We start from the raw sequence: 17,032 nt of genomic DNA on the forward strand, positions 1-17,032 counted from the left end.
GATAGGAGTGGAACACAATGAACAGAATGGAAGTTTTGGAAGCGTTGAAAACGATGATCGTTGAAAATTTGGAGCATACGTTACCGGATGAGATACATGAATCGGACCGAATCTATGAGGATTTGGGGATTGATTCTATCATGGTGCTCCAGTTAGTGGTCTATCTGGAGGAGGAATTTCATGTCGAGGTCCCTGAGGAAGATGTGGATCCAGCCGTATTCGGGACGCTCGGATCGCTGATTACGTTTATTGAACAACTGCAAGCTGCGCAAACCGCATAGGGGGCCGGCGATGAACATTAAGCTTGGAATTGCGGGCTTTGGGAGAATTGTTGAACTGGTTCATTTGCCGCTGATCAAGCAAATCCCGGAAATTGAAGTGTCTGTCGTGTATGACATTACGGAGCAGCGGCGGGATTTGGCTGCAAAACGAGGGTTTCGTACGACGGACAAGCTTGAGACCTTGCTCGAAACGGACGTGGATGTCGTTCTCGTCTCCACCCCGCCGAATTCCCATTATGAGATCGCAAACCAAGCGCTCCTGTTCGGCAAACACGTCATTATCGAGAAGCCGGTAACCGTTGAGTATAGTGATGCGGTAGCTCTTAAGCAGACGTCGGAGCGTGTTGGAAAGTCCGTAACCGTGTTTCACAATCGAAGATTTGACCCTGATTTTAAGCTGGTTCGCCAGCTTATCGAAGATGGATCGCTTGGCAATCTGTTATTTGTAGAGCGGCGGCATCACATGTTTGGATCAGGTGGCAGCTTCGGAGTGAAATCATTTCATCCAGGCTGGCGCAACACGAAGCAGTACGGTGGCGGGGCTCTATATGATTGGGGCATTCATCTAATTGATCAGCTGCTTCAGCTAAAAGCGGGAGCGGTGAAAGAAATTCACTCTTTCATGCATTGCTTTGATTGGACTCAAAATCAAGTCGATGACTACGTTCGAGCGAGTCTGGTGCTGGATAACAGTGTCCTTCTCAGCATGGAGGTGAACTTTGCTTCCCATAGCGCCGCGCCAATGTGGGTTGTAGGTGGCGATGAGCGGACGGCCGTCGTTGTCTCACCGCAGGAAGCACTACTCCTTGAGAAAGGAAAACCGGATCAAAAGCTTCACCTTGAGCCTGCTTCAAGGACATCAGCTTTGGCGATCTATCAATCGCTGGCAGAGCATATTATTCATGGCAGTCCTCTGGCCGTAACTTTAGGGGAAGCCGTTGAAAGCATGCGCGTGGTCGACGAGATCATGATGAATAAGAAGTGGACTGTTCAAAAATAGGAGGGGATCTCAGTGGGCGTTTTATTCTCTAGTCCTCAGGTCGAATTTGAAATAATCAGGGACAAGTGGTTGGAGGGAGTGGCGGAATTAGGGCGGAAGGGCGTTTTTGTCGGAGGAATTTCTGTGACGTCCTTCGAATCCAAATTTGCCCAGTATATCGGAACCGGCCAAGCCATTGGCGTAGGCAACGGAACAGATGCCTTATATTTAACCCTGAAGGGGCTTGGGATCGGTCCGGGGGACGAAGTGATTACAGCAGCCAATACGTTCATCGCTACCGTGGAAGCCATTCACCATACAGGTGCTATGCCGGTGCTTGTCGATTGCGAGCCCGATACCTATCTACTGAATGTGGAACAAGCCAAAGCGGCGGTTACGACACGGACGAAAGCGATCATTCCTGTACATCTATATGGCCAAATGGTGGACTTGTCCGAATTGACTGTATGGGCTGCAAAACGGAATATTGCCATCGTGGAGGACAGTGCCCAAGCGGCAGGCGCCAGAATGAACGGTCAAATGGCCGGAAGTATCGGTACTGCCGGCTGCTTTAGTTACTACCCGGATAAAAATCTGGGAGCTCTGGGTGACGGTGGCGGGATTACAACCTCGTCCGATTCCCTTGCTTCGGTGATCAAAAAGCTTCGTAATCACGGTGGTGAGGTTAGGTATCAGCATGAGATTCCCGGGTTCAATAGCCGCTTGGATCCGATGCAGGCCATCGCTCTCGGATTAAAGCTTGCCTATTTGGACAGTTGGTCTGCGAAAAGACGAGAGGTTGCTTCGATGTATGAGGACCATTTGCACGATATAGGGGGCATTGTTCTGCCGAGGCACAGAAACGATGAGAGCCATGTGTTCCATCTGTATATTGTCAGAGTAGAAAGAGAAGTAAGGGACAAGCTTCGAAAACAGCTGCAAAAGAAAGGGATTTTAACAGCCGTTCATTATCCGAAACCAGTTCATAGAACAGCAGCTTTTTCATATTTGCCATATGATGAGGGGACTTTCCCGAATGCGGAAAAGTACGCGGAAGAAATCATCTCCTTGCCGATGAATATCTCTGTAACCGAAGAGCAGATTGGACAAATCGCACAAGAGATAAAAGCCGTATTAGGCAAAGTACAAGTTTGATTGAGGAGGATCATAACGATGGAGACGATACAAACCGAGCAACATATCCAGAGTTTTTTGAAGGATCGTATTTGCGATCTGCTAGAGCGTCCGGGTTTATCGGACGAATTGACGATCGGTACTCAGCTATCGGAGGTTGGTATGGACTCCGTCATGCTTGTCAATTTGATGGTACAAATTGAACAGCATTATCAAATTTTTTATGAGGACGACGAATTGCTGGCCGAGAACTTTGCTACGATTCAGATCATAACTGACAAGATCCAAGAAAAACTAGGCTTGGGAGATTAATCGTCGTGCAGCAGATTCATTGCCTGCTGAATTCCTTAGCGCATTGTATTTCTCCAAAGGCAGATGCCCGTCCTCTGTTTTTTGGCGCATGGGACACCCCTTTTGCCGTAGAAGAGGACCGTTTGACGTATTTCTCTTCTCAGATCACGAATGAAACCTATGTTTCAATGTTTGAACTGCTCTATGAAAAGAAACTAGAAACATGGTATGACTATCAACTAACCAAGGAAGCCAATTATGAGCGGCTGCGAAATCTGGCGGAATCAGTTACACCCGGAAAGCACCTGCTTGTTCAACTGGACTTATATTATTTGCGGTATGAAACACGGAGTTTCGGAAATATTCATCAGCCGCATTTTGTGATCATTCTTCATCAACAGGACGAAAAGTGGTTTGTTCTTGATCCATACTTTGCATGGGAAGGAACCCTGACAGAGGAAGAGATGTACAGCGCATTTTTTAATAATGCTTTGGGTGGAGGCTTTTTTCTGGATACAGAGAATTTCCGTTCGCCCTTGAAGGATGCGGTTTGCGCGCAGTTTGAACAAGGATTCGCTTTAGAACGCAATCAGCTGGCACATGAAACCAAGGAGCTGGTTAGGCGGTTCATGGATGAGCCCTATGAGAATAGCAAAGCAGTTCTTACCAAAGCCTTCTCACAAGTAGGGATTATTTCCAAGCGGAAGTGGTGCTACGTGCTGGCATTTGATTATTTTAGCGAATCCGAGGGGATTCATAGTGATACGCAGGGCTTTGATGAAGTGGAGAAGCTGGTGAAGGGATGGAATGCATTCGGATATTTAGCGATCCGGGCATCGATGGGTGTGACCCCATTGCATAAACTGCTTGAGAAGGCGGAAGAGCTGGAACTTCAGGAGCATCAGCTCAAAGAAAAGCTCTGGAACTTATACAAGGCATGGAGGAGGGCGCAGTCGACTTGAAGAAGATGCGGATTGGATATATCGGTGGCCATTCGCCGAAGGTGAATGAGCGGGCAATCGATGACCAGTGGACTCGTTATCTTGGGGAATATGCAGAATTGGTAAGGATCCCTCCTTTATCCTTTATGAAAATGTTCGGTGGCTCGATCGATAGTTGGAAGAGGCGTTTCCCTGATAATGTAATGGAGCTTGGAGAAGGGCTGCAGTCCTTATGCTTGAAATATGATATTCAGACATTCTATCTAAATCTTCCCTTCGTCATACCATATGTGATGATGGCAAGAAACGCCAGGGGCATCGATCTCTCCATGCTGTTTATCGCCCATTCGGTAGCTACGCCGTTTTGGTTGAAGCAATGGCTTGCGCTGGCTCCGTTTGTAACGGAAAAGGACGTAGTGCTGCATAGTACGGCTTCCTGTAAAGAAGCGTTATTGCGAATATCACCGCGATTTGAACTTTCCGTGCATGCGCCGCTGTGTATTGACTTAAGGAACGCAATCCCGAATACAGGGGGCAAGGACCGGGTCATGCTGGCCATCGGCCGAATTGAAGATGTGAAGAATGTTGATTTCCTGCTGAACTGCTTCGCAAAAATTCGCGGACAGGTTCCGGACGCGAGATTGGTCATTGCAGGGGAATATACCGGAACAAAGCAGCAGATTGAGAAGTACAGAGGCCGTATAGAGGAATACATGAATCGTAACGGTTTGCACGATGCTGTGGAGTTTACCGGAGCTGTTTTGGGAGAACAGAAGCAAAAATTGTTTGCTGAGTCGAGATTGCTGGTCAATTTATCAACCGATCCAGGGGAAACGTTCGGGTTTAATTTGCTGGAAGCAAAGGCTTCTGGTCTGCCTGTAGTGTGCACACGCTGGAATGGATTTCAGGAGCTGGTCGCTGAAGGAGAGGACGGCCTGTTTGTCGATTGCAGCTGGGCATCTCATATGCCCGTTATCGATGAAGAACATGCAATTGAGCAGTGTGTGAGGGTTTTGACGGACAACGATTTACATCGCAGGCTTTCTCAAGGCGCTCTGTCAAGGGTCAAGGCGTACAATTACCAATCAGTTATGCCCCGAATTGTTGAGCTTGCGATTCAGGCAAAAAGCCACTCTTTCAGTGGAATAGAACAAAAACACGTCGTCCGCATTGCAAATACTGCAATGGAAGAGATGCAAGAAATATACTTGCTGGAACATCTACAAAGGTTCGGATGGCTGAACCAAACGCCGTACACTGTATTATCCGTTTCAGAGGATGAGCCATTATCCGAATGGATGAATAAAGTAAAGCCGATCATTGATCATTTTACAGGGGAGGCTCCAATTCATGCACAGCATTAAATTGTTTTTGCGATTAGTGCCACATGTAAATATTCGCTGGAAACTGACCCTCCTAGCTTATCTCTCTACTTTTATACAGCTTGCCGCACTCATGTGTCAGCCTCTCATTTTTGCTTATCTAATTGATCATGTGCTAATTGAAAAAAAGACAGAAATGATAACGCTGCTTCTCTCTCTCTCCGGAGGATTGGCTTTGGTCGCGGTAATCTTTTCATTGATTCGTTCGGGTATTTTCAGGTATCTCGGAATCATGCATACCTTGGATATTCGGGATGTGCTGCTTCGGCATATTCGCAAAATTCCGATTCCCGAAATTGAAAAGAACGGTGCCGGTAAATTCATGGCACTGCTCGGATATGATACGGGGACCATGGGCAATTATCTCAACCATGTTATCGTCGAGCTTATTTCGCAGGTGTTTATGATGCTGCTGGCCTTCGGGGTGTTGTTTACGATGGACTGGAAGCTTGGCTTGCTTGCAGCAGCCGGCCTGCCGATATTGTTTTGGCTGCCGCGCATCGTAAAAAAACCGCTGGCTCAACATATCAGCCATGTGCGTACCCACAATGAGGAAATCGGGACAAGTTTGCTGGAATGCATTGACGGTTCACGAGAGATTCGTGTGTACGGACTCGAAGGTTGGGAACACGAACGCAATCAAAAAAAGTATAAAGGGCTCGTGAGCTCAAGCACAAAGGAAACTCTGTTTCGAGTGCTGTCCTTTCAGTCCAGCAGCCTTTTCATCAGCTTGATCATCGTGGTTGTCTATGGGGTAGGAAGCCATCAAGTCCTTGGCGAAGCGCTGACGATCGGTATGCTGGTTGCATCCGTCACCTATTTGCAAAATGCCCTCAATCCGGTGCAAGCCATTAATAATTTTTATGCTGAACTTCAAGGCTCCGAGGTTGCCCTGCAAAGAATTGAATCCTTTCTTCAGACGCCGCCAGAAGAATTAGCTGCCCGTAATGGGGAGGCTCTTAGCAAAGATGAAGACAACAACGTTCACGCCCAGCACTTTGATTCTGCTGCGTCTATGAACGAAGAATCACAGGCTGCCGTAGAGGTTGAATGTTTGCAGGTTTCATATGATGGTGTTCACATTTTGAAGGACGTGGACTTGTCAGTGGAACGAAATCAAACGGCTGCCTTTGTCGGGCGGAGCGGTTCAGGGAAAACGACGTTGTTCAGAACCCTTGCCGGCTTTATGGGCATCACTTCCGGGGATGTGAAGATTGGCGCCCGCTCGCTGCACGAAATGAACAGGCATGAGTTGAATGCTCAAATAGGCATTGTTTTTCAAGAATCTTATATTTTTAAGGGAACCATTGCCGAAAATATTAGACTGGGCAATTTGCAGGCATCCGATGAGGAAATCGTTGAGGCGGCCTATAAGGCGAATTTGCAAGAGCTGCTGGAGCAGCTTCCGGATGGAATTCATACGGTCATTGACAATAAAGGTTTTCAACTGTCGGGAGGACAGCGCCAGAGGGTTGCGATTGCCAGAGCTTTTTTGAAGAAACCGGATATTCTCATATTGGATGAGCCAACATCTGCATTAGACCGGTTGACAGAGAATGAAGTCATGACGGCACTGAAGGAGCTCATGCGAAACAAAACGACGCTGATCTCGACGCATCGTCTGAATACGATTATGCATGCCGACACCATTTTTGTGATGGAACAGGGCAAAATTGTAGATCAAGGCACACATACGGAATTGCTTGGGCGAAGTAAGCTGTATAAAGCATTGATTGCGGATATGGATAAACAGGAGAGTACAGACGAACAGCTTGAGGCCGTTCCGGTTGCGGCAGGTGCGGAGCATGAATGAGCTGAGTTACTTTTTTCGACAATATCCTCGTGCAGATCGCGGTGTATTCGAGACGAGGCGAGGAAACACCCGCTACGTTTCTTATGCAGAGCTCATCGAATCTGCGAAGGAATTATCAGCTTCGTGGGAGAGGTTGAAGTTAAGAGATCGATTTATCGCTGTACTATGGATGGAGCAATCGATTGAGGGTATGCGATCAATGATGGCGGTAGTGCTGGCTGGCGGAATTCCAGTACCGATGCATCCTTTTTCATCATTTGCGGATATCGTGCGTATCACAAAGGAAACAGAAGCCGAGATGGTCGTTGTGCCGAAGGACAAGTATCTCGCAGTCAGTCAGTCTGCAATCCAGAACGATATAGAGCATGCGTATGTTATCGCGTGTGAGACCGGGAAGCTGCTGAGAACTCCGCTAAGCGATGTCATATCTTTCGGAATAAAGAGAACGTATACACCGCCGCAAGAAACGGCCGTCATCTTTATGTCTTCCGGATCGACGGGTACTCCGAAAGGGATTATGCTGAGCGATCGAAACGTACTGTCCAACGTAGCGTCCATACAGAGCTATGTGGACCTGCAGCATGATGATCGGGTATTGCTGTTCAAGTCGTTAGGTTATTGTTCTTCCATTACCGGAGAGTGGCTTAGTGCACTCTTTGCCGGATGCAATCTTCAGTTAACGGAATCATTTATGCATCCTTTTGAGATGCTTCGATTTATCAAGGAACACGAAACGACGTTTATGTGCACCGTTCCTTCTGTCCTGATGCCTTTGGTCAAATCGGATAAATGGGGTGAGAAAGATGTTGTCTCTCTTCGAAAAATGACCATAGTGGGGGGACCTATGCCGAGTGAAGGGCTGCTTCAATTAAGCAACAGGTTGCCATCCGTCGAACTCATGCCTTCGTACGGACTGACAGAGGCTTCGCCGAGGGTCTCTTATTTGCCTGGGACAGAGCTGAGACATCGGCCGGATTCTGTTGGAATTCCGGTAAAGGATGTAGAGATTTGTATCGTCCAGGGGGGACGAGAGGCTTCGGCCGGAGAAACAGGGGAGATCGTGGTTCGAGGCCCCAACGTGATGCTTGGCTACTACAATAAACCGGAAAGCACCGCCGAAAAATTGGGTATCCTGGGCCTGCATACATCTGATATCGGTCATCTCGATGGAGATGGTTACCTGTATGTCACAGGCCGGAAAGACAACGCAATCAATATCGGGGGACATACCATTTATCCGGAAACGACAGAGCGGGTATTGCAGGATTTTGCAGGAGTACATGAGGCTGCGGTGACGGGAGTTCCAGATGATGTATGGGGAGAGAAGATGGTTGCATTCATCGCTTTTCAGGACCCGTCCTCCTCTCTGGATGAGTTGATCCGCTATATTAAGCAGCATTTACAGCCTCTTTTTAGACCGAGAGCCTATTTCCTTGTAGAAAGGGACGGGCTGCCCAAAACGGCGGTAGGCAAATTAAACAGGGCCGCGCTTAGAAGCATGGCAAAGGAGTGGGAAGATGCAAAGTAATAGTCATGGGCATGTTGATGAAGCTGTTATCGCTACCATTGCACGATGCTGTAACAAGGAAGTTTCTGAGATTCGACTTGACCATTCCTTGGCGAACGATCTTGACGTCGACTCGATTTTATTCCTTGAACTTCTTTTCGCCTTGGAGGAACGGTTCGGCTTTCAGATGGACGTTGATGACTTGCACCCCGAGAAATTCAGGTCCGTTCAATCCGTCATACGCTTCGTAGCGGGGAAGATTGCAGCATGAAAGCGCCCGTCGATATGGAACGCAGGCTTCACCAATTTATGGAGTCGTTAACTGAATATCCATACTATCGGGCACTGCAAGATGTTCGGCAATGGTCCGACCTGCCCGTGACGGATAAGGCATTAATCAATGAAAAGAGAGAGCTGTTCGAGCTCCCCCATCATCAGGGGAAAGTCTATGAATCTTTCACTTCAGGGACGACAGGGATTCCTTTTCGGTGTGTAAAAACAGCAGAGGAACGTTGGCGCTTGGCGATGGCGTTGTATCGTCATCGAAAAAAATGGGGGCTGCCTCCAAAGCATCATATGTTATTGCTTAGCAATCGCAGTCTGTCTGAAAGTCATCACTTGGACTACTACGCGAACCAGCTTCAGCGACAGGACTATCATATGATCCAGGGCAGGGCGTCGGCGCTGGTATCGCTAGCCCAGCATATCTCGCAAAAAAATATGGAAATCCCGAGTTCATTGTTATTTGTTCAAAACTGGGGAGAGCCTGTGCATGCTTCTCAAAAGCAGACAATCGAACGGGCTTTCCGTGTACCGCTGGTCGATTATTACGGCTTGGAAGAAATATGGTGTATCGCATTCTCCAATCAGCTGGGACAGCTGGAGATCGATGAAGATTCCGTCTACGTGGAAGTGCTGGAGCCGGGAACGAACCTGCCTGTACAGGATGGAACTTACGGGGAGGTTGTCGTTACTTCATTTCTTATGAGAAGCATTCCTTATGTGAGATATCGGACGGGAGATATTGGACGCATCAGGCGAAATGAACACGGTGCACAAATTATTGAGCTTTTTCCAATAAGGAATGCACAGATTAAGCTGCCAGGACGCGAAATCCATTCCTCTATTTTTCGGTATTTGGACAAGTTCTTTTATGAGCTGGCACAAAATGAGCAAATCAAGCAATTTCAAGTCGTTCAAGAATCGTATACCGAGTTTCGGCTGCTTATTGCAGGGAGTTTATCCGAAGAACAGCACTTGAGAACAAGGCTGGAGAAGTTCCTGCAGCAAAGCTTAAAGACAGAAGTAAGCCTGACCATTGAAAGAAAGGAGCAGATTCCGCTTACGGCAAGCGGGAAGCTGCAATCCTTTATCAGTCTCGTGAATGATAACGCGTAAGGGATGAGGTGGCTAGATGGAACAGACGAGTCAAACGGTGGTTAAGCTGGCGGCTATGGAGTGTGCCGCCTCATGTTTATTGACGCTGCTGCAGATGAAGCAAGTCAGTTCTCAGTATTTTTTAATGAATTATTGGAGTTTGAACTACAGCTCCGGCCTCTTAATGTCAGGAAAGAACATCAGACTGTATAAACTCGACTATCTCTACGGTATCCAATCTGAATTTATGAAGGGGACAGAGGAAGATCTCGTTCAGCTCATCCGTGAAGGAGGAGCGGTGCTGCTGATGTGCCGTGCCGCGGATATGGATTATTTCCCGAGAGGGCTTCTGACACATGAGGAAAATGGTATCCAGCATTTTGCGTTGATTTACGGATGTGATGCTTCTGGGAGCCGGTTTCAAGTGGCCGATCCTACCGCAGACTATATCGGTACTTTGACAAGGGAACAGTTAGGCCGTGCGCGAGTTAAGGGGAAAGACAATTCATTATATTACTATACACTCGTCCCTCCGAATCAGTTTGCACTGCCTGATCCGAAGGAAGCCTTTCAATTTACCTCGAGGCAAAATCTGCAGCTCTACACAAAAGGGGATCTGAATTTCGGATACCGGGCAGTTGAGCTGTTTATAGCGGATTTGATGCAATCCCTTCAGTGGGATAAAGAACGAAGGAATTCATGGATCTATCAAAATAATATCACGATATCCTCGATCGTAAAAACAAGGAGCGCGGTTTGGAATAGCATTTGCGAGCTGCAGCTGCTCAGCCCTTCACAATTGGAGGAAGGGAATTTAGGAATCGATCGATTACTGAAGTTGTGGACAACCGTAAACTTTCTCCTGATTAAATATAAGAAAAACTACACAGACATGGCGCTGCTCAGTCAATTGAAGGATAAGCTCATGGAAGTCGGGGACCATGAAAAGCAGTTTTTGCTGCAGATGGAACAGATGGGGAGTGAACTGTTATGAAATATAGTTTATGTACCATTTCTTTTCGACATGAATTAGTCTCCTTCGAACATCTGATTGAGTATGCACATCGGACGGGTTTTGCCGGGATCGAGCTATGGGGAGTTCATGCTAGAGCCTTGGCCCATACATTCCAGTCTCAGATTGAACCGTGGATGAGTAAGCTCAAGTCTTATGGTCTGAAAATCCCCATGATCAGTGATTACGTCGGGCTTATGGACAACCAGTCGCCGCCGTCCGCCATGAACATGAAGCTTCAGGAATGGATTGATCTGGCTTACCGATTTGAGACAAGACAAATTCGCATCTTTGCAGGGCATTTGGGGAGCTCGCAAGCGGACGATGAGCAGTGGGAGTTGTGCATGGACAGGCTGAGGAAGCTTACGGAGAAGCTTGCAGAGAACGGTTTAACACTTGTGCTGGAAACACACCCTAACACCCTCGCTGATACGCTGGATTCGACACTGCGGATTTTGAAAGAAGTTGATCATTCTTCTTTAAGGATTAATCTTGATTTTCTGCATATTTGGGAGGGGGGCTCGGATCCGATAGAAGCCTACCAAGCATTAAAACCATGGATTTCTCATTTCCATATGAAGAATGTAACGGAGCCTGAGCAATTGGCGATTTTCCAACCTCAAAACGTGTATTCTCCCAGCGGATTAAGGGAGGGGATGGTCTCTCTAAGGGAAGGGATCGTTGACTTCGAACGAATCGTCACATGTTTAACAGACGACGATGTGGATTGCTGTGCTTCATTAGAATGGTTTGGCAAGGAGCCGTTTCAATACTTAAGTGGTGAGATGGAATGGCTCCGTCATGTATCCACTCCATCAATTCCATATGAGGTGAGGAGATGAAGGCGGAACGTTTTATTAGCAGCTTGCTTGACATTCAAAGTCCGAAGCTATGGTATTCCAACATCAATTGGGAGCAGAAAAGCAGAATCGGCGTACGCCTTCCGCAAATCCAAAATGCGACGACGGATTCTTTGATGAATCAGATGCATATTCACCAAATCTATTTGGCGGGTCCGGAGGATGAGGTGATCGTTCAGGAAAGCCCCGACCCCGAGTTTCTGAGTTATCTGGAAGAGCGGGGAATTCGTATCCCCAAACTGCTTGTAGGTCATCCGGAGGAGTTTGCCGGCAAACTGAAGGGAACATATACAATACCTTATCTGATGGATGTACAGCAGGCTGAATTTATAAGTTCGAACGGGGGCATCGGGGTTGGTCCGCCGCCGGAGTTGGCTTTAAAGCTGAACAATAAAGTGTATACCCGGTTATTTTGCGAACAGCATTCGATTCCCGTGAGCGACGGCATCGTTTGTACAAGCTTTGATGAGCTGGAGGGAGCGTTCCATCAGCTGCAGCAAGAAACGAATGCAGATCGTTACGTATTAAAAACGGCCTACGGCTCCTCAGGTAAAAATTTGTTCCATATTCGAAGCCGGAAGGAATTTGATTTTATCTGCATGTATTTATCCAGACAACGCCATGTGGAGGATTTCATGGTGTCGATCGAACGCTGGCATGATGTGGAGTATAACTTGAATGCGCAGCTGCTGTTGTGGAATGGGGAATGCCGTGTGCTGGCCGTTACGGGGCAGGACAACAATGATGTCGGTGTCTACAAAGGGAGCGATTTGAATCCTCTCATTCCTGAGCATGTGATGAGGCACTATTTGCAAGAGCTGGAATCGCTGGGGCAGCTTTTGTTAGAGGAAGGCTACCAGGGTTTTATGGGAGTCGATTCGGTGATGGACAGGCACGGAAGATTGATTCCCGTCATCGAAATCAACGCGAGACTCACGATGGTCACCTACACGCTGTCTATCCGGGAACGATTGCTTGGGGATGGCTTTCCTCATATTTGCGTTCAGTTCTTTGATGTAAAGATACCGCGGAGGATGGAATTTTCGGTACTCCGAAGGCAGGTTGATGAGATAACGGCCACCTATTCAGGAGGAACTCTCATTTACGGTTTTCATGAGGTGTTTGACCCCAAACAGCAAGTGTATGTGTACCGGATTTTTATGATGTTCTGGGAAAAAGACAGGCATCGGCTTGCTACGATGGTCCAGCGCATTGAGCAATTCATGAGTGCGACTAAATTGACGGAGATGAGGTGACTTCCTTGGAAACGATTGTGCGAGAGGCGGATACAGTTTCCGAAGCATTGGAGCGTTTCGGTTCCCCTTTGTTTCTGTACAGCGAAAGACAATTGGAAGATGATTATGCCAGAATCCGCAGAGCCTTACCGGAACAAGTCGGGCTGTATTATTCAATGAAAGCGAATCCAAATCCTTATATTTGCAAAATGGTCCACCAGTATGGGTCCCCGATCGAGGTGGCTTCGATTGGAGAGTACCACCGAGCTGTTTCCATTGGGGTGCCAGCCGAACAGATTGTGTTTACCGGACCGGGAAAAAGCAGGGAAGAAATTCATACCTGTATAGATGGTGGTGTTTTTTGTATCAATGCTGAATCGGTGCAGGAGCTCCAGGTAATTCAAGAAGAGGCTTCTCGCTTGGGAAAAAAGGTGCCGGTTACGCTCCGGATCAACCTGATGACGACACGGCAAGGATCACGCATGGCGTCGGTCGGTATCCCTACGCAATTCGGCATTGATGAGGAACAACTTGATAATGCTGTGGAATATGTAATCGGTCAATCCGGGCTCAAATTAATCGGACTTCATACGTATCAGGGGACACAAAATTTTCATTTGGATTATTACAGGGAAAGCATTCCCAGAATGTTTGCCTGGATTCGAAGACTAAAGGAAGTATATGCCCTGCCTTTAACGACAGTGGGCCTAGGCGGAGGCTTTGGAGTACCTTATTTCAGGGGAGATGATCCGTTCCCGATCGATGAGTTTGGACAGCTTCTGTCTGAAGAAATATCGAAGAATGAGGATTTGCACTTACCGTATATTTTCGTAGAGTCGGGCCGATATATCACCTCGCGTATGGGCAATTATGTAACACGGGTGCTGTACACCAAGCAGTCGCATGGAAAGAAATTTGTAATTGTCGACGGGGGGACCCATCATCGTGCATTCAGCTCCGTGATGGGCAGAAGCTTTAAGACGCCCCTGCCTAACCGCTATATGCTGCATGACAGCGAACATGAAATCATGGAAGAGCCTGCAGAGTCCACGAATGGATTTGTTCCAGCCCAAATCGTTGGCAAGCTCTGCACACCTACGGATGTAATCCAGAGCTCCGTTCTGCTGCCGGAGAATATAGCGATGGGGGATACGATCCTGTTTCCCAATTCAGGAGCTTACGGCCTAAGCTGCGGGAATATGCATTTTTTATCCCATACGCTGCCTAAAGAAATATGGGTTGCAAAAAACGGTACCTTGCAAGATATTAGCTGGCTATAAATGGTGTGCTGATCAATAGTGGCATCACTATACGGAGGGGATTCGATGAATATATTGGCACTTGGTGGATCGAGTCATGATTTTTCCGCTTGCCTGATGTTGGATGGAAAGATAGCTGTCGCGATTGAAGAGGAGCGCATTACCAGAATCAAGCATTCCCTGGATCTGGATGTCAAATCGTCTGGAAATCAAGCGGCTCTCTATTGTCTGGAAAGCCAAGGTCTAACGCTATCAGAGATCGATCTCATCATAGGCAATGATATTATAGACCGCAATTATTACAAGCCGTACCGGGACCGGATGGTCCTGATGAACCATCATCTTGCCCATGCATCCAGCGCCTATTATCCATCGCCGTTCGAAGAAGCGGCCATTCTCGTCGTCGACGGGGCAGGCAGTGAGATAGGCGGTCTCAATGAGACCACAACCTATTACTATGGGAAGGGCACTGAAATTCAAGAGCTCTTAAAAATAACAGGGAAAATGGAATGGAACCAGGTGCTTTCGCCTGTGGAAAATTCAATGGGTTATTTTTATGATGTGTTAAGCAATGGCATCGGTTTTCACAAGCTGACGAACGGAAAGACCATGGGATTGGCACCTTATGGTTCAACGGCATACGTCAAGGAATTCGAACGCTTCTACACGATGGATGACGAAGGACGGTTTATCCAAAGCAAAGAGCATATTCAGGAAATGAAAAAATTTATTCGCCACACCGTCGGGGTCATTCGGGATGAGGAGCAGCGTTTTCAGGCCAAGGCGGATATCGCATATGCCGGACAATATCATTTGGAAAGAGCAATGATCAAAGCCTGCCGGTATCTACATGCGAGAACGGGGTCCCGTCACTTATGTCTTGCAGGTGGTGTGGCGCTGAATAGCGTTGCCAACTATAAAATTTTGGAGGAGACTCCATTCGAGCGTATTTTTGTGCAGCCTGCAGCCGGGGATGCTGGAACGGCGATCGGAAGCGCCTATTACGGGCACCACGTCAAGATGAATCAGCCGAGAGGGGATGTATCCATCCCATTTTCTCCATACTTGGGCAGAGCATATAGCGCAGAAGATTACGAGAGTGCACTGCAGCGGTATAGTGAACATATTACTGTGGAGTCGCCGGACGATCTGTATGGCTCTGTGGCCAGCATTTTAGATCAAGGCGAGATTATCGGGTGGTTCCAGGGCTGCTCTGAAATCGGTCCGCGTGCGCTCGGAAACCGAAGTATTTTGGCTGACGCCCGTAGGAAGGATATGAAGGATTTAATTAACTCCCGGATCAAGCATAGGGAAGCATTTCGTCCGTTCGCACCGATCGTACTGGAAGAGGAGCAGCCGACATATTTTTCGATGGAGCACCCATCCTATTATATGCTGCTGGTTCCATATATTTTGGAAGAGAAGCGGAGTGAAGTTCCCTCGATTACACATGAGGACGGTACGGGGCGGGTGCAAACGGTATCGAGAACGATTAATCCAAAACTGCACCAGCTATTGTCTTCTTTTCAGCGTTTGACGGGGACACCGATTCTATTGAATACCTCATTTAACGATAATGGGGAACCGATTGTTGAAACGCCAGCGGATGCTGTACGCTGTTTTCTTAATATTGATCTTGATGCTCTCGTATTGGACAAGTGGCTGATCCGCAAAAAGAAATGAGAATCGTGTTAAAAGGCTAGATTTGTTATGAAATGAAGTACTCTGGTAGAAGTTCTCATAATAAGATATAAAAAACACATAATGAAGTGCTGGAGGTAAACCAAATGAAGGCAGTAGCAGCTAGAGATGGAAAAGCAGCCGTAATTGAAGTGGATGTACCGGAACTAAAGGAAGGCCATGTTCTCATACGAACGGAGTTTTCAGGAATTAGTCCAGGAACGGAAATGGGCATCATTAAGAATTCGGCTGGAAAGAGCGTCATGATGGGATATAGCGCGGTTGGCCGAATCGAACAGTTAGGAGAAGGGGTAACCGATTATGAGATTGGCGAGCGTGTCGCATGTTACGGCTCTCCTTTCGTACAGCATGCAGAGATATTGGCCGTTCCAACGAATCTGATCACCTCTGTACCCGAGCATGTATGTTCACAAGAAGCCGCATTTACCGGTTTGGGTGCCATTGCGATTCATGCTTTACGCATCGCGGATTTGCGATTCGGAGAATCGGTACTTGTTGTGGGGCTGGGGATATTAGGGAATTTAGTGGCGCAAATTGCTTCAGCTGCCGCCTACAGAACGGTAGGTCTGGATCTAAGCAGTGAGCGTGTGGAATTACTTAAGCAGCAAGGCTTGTCGCAAGTTTTTGAACGTACGGAGGATTTGGAAGAACAGCTTGATGTTTTAACGGATGGTCATGGCTTCGATTCCATCATTCTATGCGCAGGCGGCCCCGGTGAGGAATTGATCAATAGCTCGTTTGAGTGGCTGCGGGACCGGGGAAGTGTGGTCATCGTCGGCAATTTAACGATGGAGTTCTCCCGGGCAGCAATGTTCAAGAAGGAAGCACGCGTATTGATCTCCAGAGCAGGCGGACCAGGACGGTACGATAATCAGTACGAAAAAGAAAATCGGGATTATCCGGTCGGTTTTGTGCGTTGGACGGAAGGAAGAAATGTTGGGGAGTATGTTCGGTTGTTATCAGAGAAAAGGATTTCAGTACAGCCTTTAATTACGGATCTGTTCGAGCTGGACCAAGCGGATCATGCCTATGAAAAATACGAATCGGACAGCAAAATACTGGCTTCATTAATTAAGTACTAAAATTATTTTGTGAAACTATTTGCATCGGTTATTTCGCTTGCTGATTTTTCGATAGATTGCAGACTATCCATGGATTGGTCTGAATCTGAGGGATCGAGCAGGTACCTAGGCGCAGACCAAGGCAGATTTACAGATTTAGTTTTTGGAATAAAATATGAAATTGCTTTGCGAATGTGCG

At 47.4% G+C, this 17,032-nt stretch carries 16 protein-coding genes; all 16 read left to right on the forward strand.

Features of this window, described 5'->3' with window-relative positions:
• Positions 1–17: 17 nt before the first annotated feature.
• Positions 18–281 carry a phosphopantetheine-binding protein gene (locus tag ABEQ74_RS24155; protein ID WP_430124751.1) on the forward strand — a complete coding sequence of 88 codons (264 nt, stop codon included), beginning with the start codon at positions 18–20 and terminating at the stop codon, positions 279–281.
• Positions 282–291: 10 nt separating this feature from the next.
• Entirely contained in the window at positions 292–1,281 is a 990-nt protein-coding gene (locus ABEQ74_RS24160) for a Gfo/Idh/MocA family protein (protein ID WP_430124752.1), read from the forward strand.
• Positions 1,282–1,293: 12 nt separating this feature from the next.
• Positions 1,294–2,415, forward strand: a complete 1,122-nt coding sequence (locus ABEQ74_RS24165; RefSeq protein WP_430124753.1) for a DegT/DnrJ/EryC1/StrS family aminotransferase — start codon at positions 1,294–1,296, stop codon at positions 2,413–2,415.
• Positions 2,416–2,433: 18 nt separating this feature from the next.
• Positions 2,434–2,706 (forward strand): acyl carrier protein, encoded by a 273-nt coding sequence (locus tag ABEQ74_RS24170; protein WP_430124755.1) that lies wholly within the window; start codon positions 2,434–2,436, stop codon positions 2,704–2,706.
• 5 nt (positions 2,707–2,711) lie between these two features.
• Positions 2,712–3,647, forward strand: a complete 936-nt coding sequence (locus tag ABEQ74_RS24175; RefSeq protein WP_430124756.1) for a DUF6005 family protein — start codon at positions 2,712–2,714, stop codon at positions 3,645–3,647.
• Between the two features lie 5 nt (positions 3,648–3,652).
• Positions 3,653–4,990, forward strand: a complete 1,338-nt coding sequence (locus ABEQ74_RS24180) for a glycosyltransferase family 4 protein (RefSeq protein ID WP_430124923.1) — start codon at positions 3,653–3,655, stop codon at positions 4,988–4,990.
• Positions 4,977–6,821, forward strand: a complete 1,845-nt coding sequence (locus tag ABEQ74_RS24185; RefSeq protein WP_430124757.1) for an ABC transporter ATP-binding protein — start codon at positions 4,977–4,979, stop codon at positions 6,819–6,821. The genes ABEQ74_RS24180 and ABEQ74_RS24185 overlap by 14 nt, the downstream gene beginning before the upstream one ends.
• Positions 6,814–8,349: a class I adenylate-forming enzyme family protein gene (locus ABEQ74_RS24190; protein ID WP_430124759.1), complete on the forward strand. Its 1,536-nt coding sequence runs from the start codon at positions 6,814–6,816 to the stop codon at positions 8,347–8,349. Before ABEQ74_RS24185 ends, ABEQ74_RS24190 begins: the two co-directional genes overlap by 8 nt.
• Positions 8,339–8,599: an acyl carrier protein gene (locus ABEQ74_RS24195; RefSeq protein WP_430124761.1), complete on the forward strand. Its 261-nt coding sequence runs from the start codon at positions 8,339–8,341 to the stop codon at positions 8,597–8,599. The genes ABEQ74_RS24190 and ABEQ74_RS24195 overlap by 11 nt, the downstream gene beginning before the upstream one ends.
• Positions 8,596–9,726, forward strand: coding sequence for a hypothetical protein (locus ABEQ74_RS24200; protein ID WP_430124763.1), 1,131 nt, complete (start codon positions 8,596–8,598; stop codon positions 9,724–9,726). Before ABEQ74_RS24195 ends, ABEQ74_RS24200 begins: the two co-directional genes overlap by 4 nt.
• A 16-nt stretch (positions 9,727–9,742) precedes the next feature.
• Entirely contained in the window at positions 9,743–10,699 is a 957-nt protein-coding gene (locus tag ABEQ74_RS24205) for a hypothetical protein (protein ID WP_430124764.1), read from the forward strand.
• Complete coding sequence (locus tag ABEQ74_RS24210; RefSeq protein WP_430124765.1) at positions 10,696–11,559, forward strand: sugar phosphate isomerase/epimerase family protein; 864 nt, start codon at positions 10,696–10,698, stop codon at positions 11,557–11,559. The genes ABEQ74_RS24205 and ABEQ74_RS24210 overlap by 4 nt, the downstream gene beginning before the upstream one ends.
• Positions 11,556–12,833, forward strand: coding sequence for an ATP-grasp domain-containing protein (locus ABEQ74_RS24215; RefSeq protein WP_430124766.1), 1,278 nt, complete (start codon positions 11,556–11,558; stop codon positions 12,831–12,833). The genes ABEQ74_RS24210 and ABEQ74_RS24215 overlap by 4 nt, the downstream gene beginning before the upstream one ends.
• Positions 12,834–12,838: 5 nt before the next feature.
• Positions 12,839–14,092 (forward strand): hypothetical protein, encoded by a 1,254-nt coding sequence (locus ABEQ74_RS24220; protein ID WP_430124767.1) that lies wholly within the window; start codon positions 12,839–12,841, stop codon positions 14,090–14,092.
• A gap of 45 nt (positions 14,093–14,137) precedes the next feature.
• Positions 14,138–15,754: a carbamoyltransferase family protein gene (locus ABEQ74_RS24225; protein ID WP_430124768.1), complete on the forward strand. Its 1,617-nt coding sequence runs from the start codon at positions 14,138–14,140 to the stop codon at positions 15,752–15,754.
• Positions 15,755–15,858: 104 nt separating this feature from the next.
• A complete protein-coding gene (locus ABEQ74_RS24230; protein WP_430124769.1) occupies positions 15,859–16,854 on the forward strand; it encodes a zinc-dependent alcohol dehydrogenase in 996 nt (331 codons plus the stop codon).
• Positions 16,855–17,032 lie beyond the last annotated feature (178 nt).

The sequence above is a fragment of the Paenibacillus solani genome (assembly GCF_050475945.1).
Lineage (GTDB): Bacteria > Bacillota > Bacilli > Paenibacillales > Paenibacillaceae > Paenibacillus_AQ > Paenibacillus_AQ solani_A.

What these genes read in the sequence shown, in the direction of transcription:
- ABEQ74_RS24155 (WP_430124751.1), top strand. Translation starts at nt 18, where the DNA reads ATGAACAGAATGGAAGTTTTGGAAGCGTTGAAAACGATGATCGTTGAA.
- ABEQ74_RS24160 (WP_430124752.1), top strand. Translation starts at nt 292, where the DNA reads ATGAACATTAAGCTTGGAATTGCGGGCTTTGGGAGAATTGTTGAACTG.
- ABEQ74_RS24170 (WP_430124755.1), top strand. Translation starts at nt 2,434, where the DNA reads ATGGAGACGATACAAACCGAGCAACATATCCAGAGTTTTTTGAAGGAT.
- ABEQ74_RS24180 (WP_430124923.1), top strand. Translation starts at nt 3,653, where the DNA reads ATGCGGATTGGATATATCGGTGGCCATTCGCCGAAGGTGAATGAGCGG.
- ABEQ74_RS24185 (WP_430124757.1), top strand. Translation starts at nt 4,977, where the DNA reads ATGCACAGCATTAAATTGTTTTTGCGATTAGTGCCACATGTAAATATT.
- ABEQ74_RS24190 (WP_430124759.1), top strand. Translation starts at nt 6,814, where the DNA reads ATGAATGAGCTGAGTTACTTTTTTCGACAATATCCTCGTGCAGATCGC.
- ABEQ74_RS24195 (WP_430124761.1), top strand. Translation starts at nt 8,339, where the DNA reads ATGCAAAGTAATAGTCATGGGCATGTTGATGAAGCTGTTATCGCTACC.
- ABEQ74_RS24200 (WP_430124763.1), top strand. Translation starts at nt 8,596, where the DNA reads ATGAAAGCGCCCGTCGATATGGAACGCAGGCTTCACCAATTTATGGAG.
- ABEQ74_RS24205 (WP_430124764.1), top strand. Translation starts at nt 9,743, where the DNA reads ATGGAACAGACGAGTCAAACGGTGGTTAAGCTGGCGGCTATGGAGTGT.
- ABEQ74_RS24210 (WP_430124765.1), top strand. Translation starts at nt 10,696, where the DNA reads ATGAAATATAGTTTATGTACCATTTCTTTTCGACATGAATTAGTCTCC.
- ABEQ74_RS24215 (WP_430124766.1), top strand. Translation starts at nt 11,556, where the DNA reads ATGAAGGCGGAACGTTTTATTAGCAGCTTGCTTGACATTCAAAGTCCG.
- ABEQ74_RS24225 (WP_430124768.1), top strand. Translation starts at nt 14,138, where the DNA reads ATGAATATATTGGCACTTGGTGGATCGAGTCATGATTTTTCCGCTTGC.
- ABEQ74_RS24230 (WP_430124769.1), top strand. Translation starts at nt 15,859, where the DNA reads ATGAAGGCAGTAGCAGCTAGAGATGGAAAAGCAGCCGTAATTGAAGTG.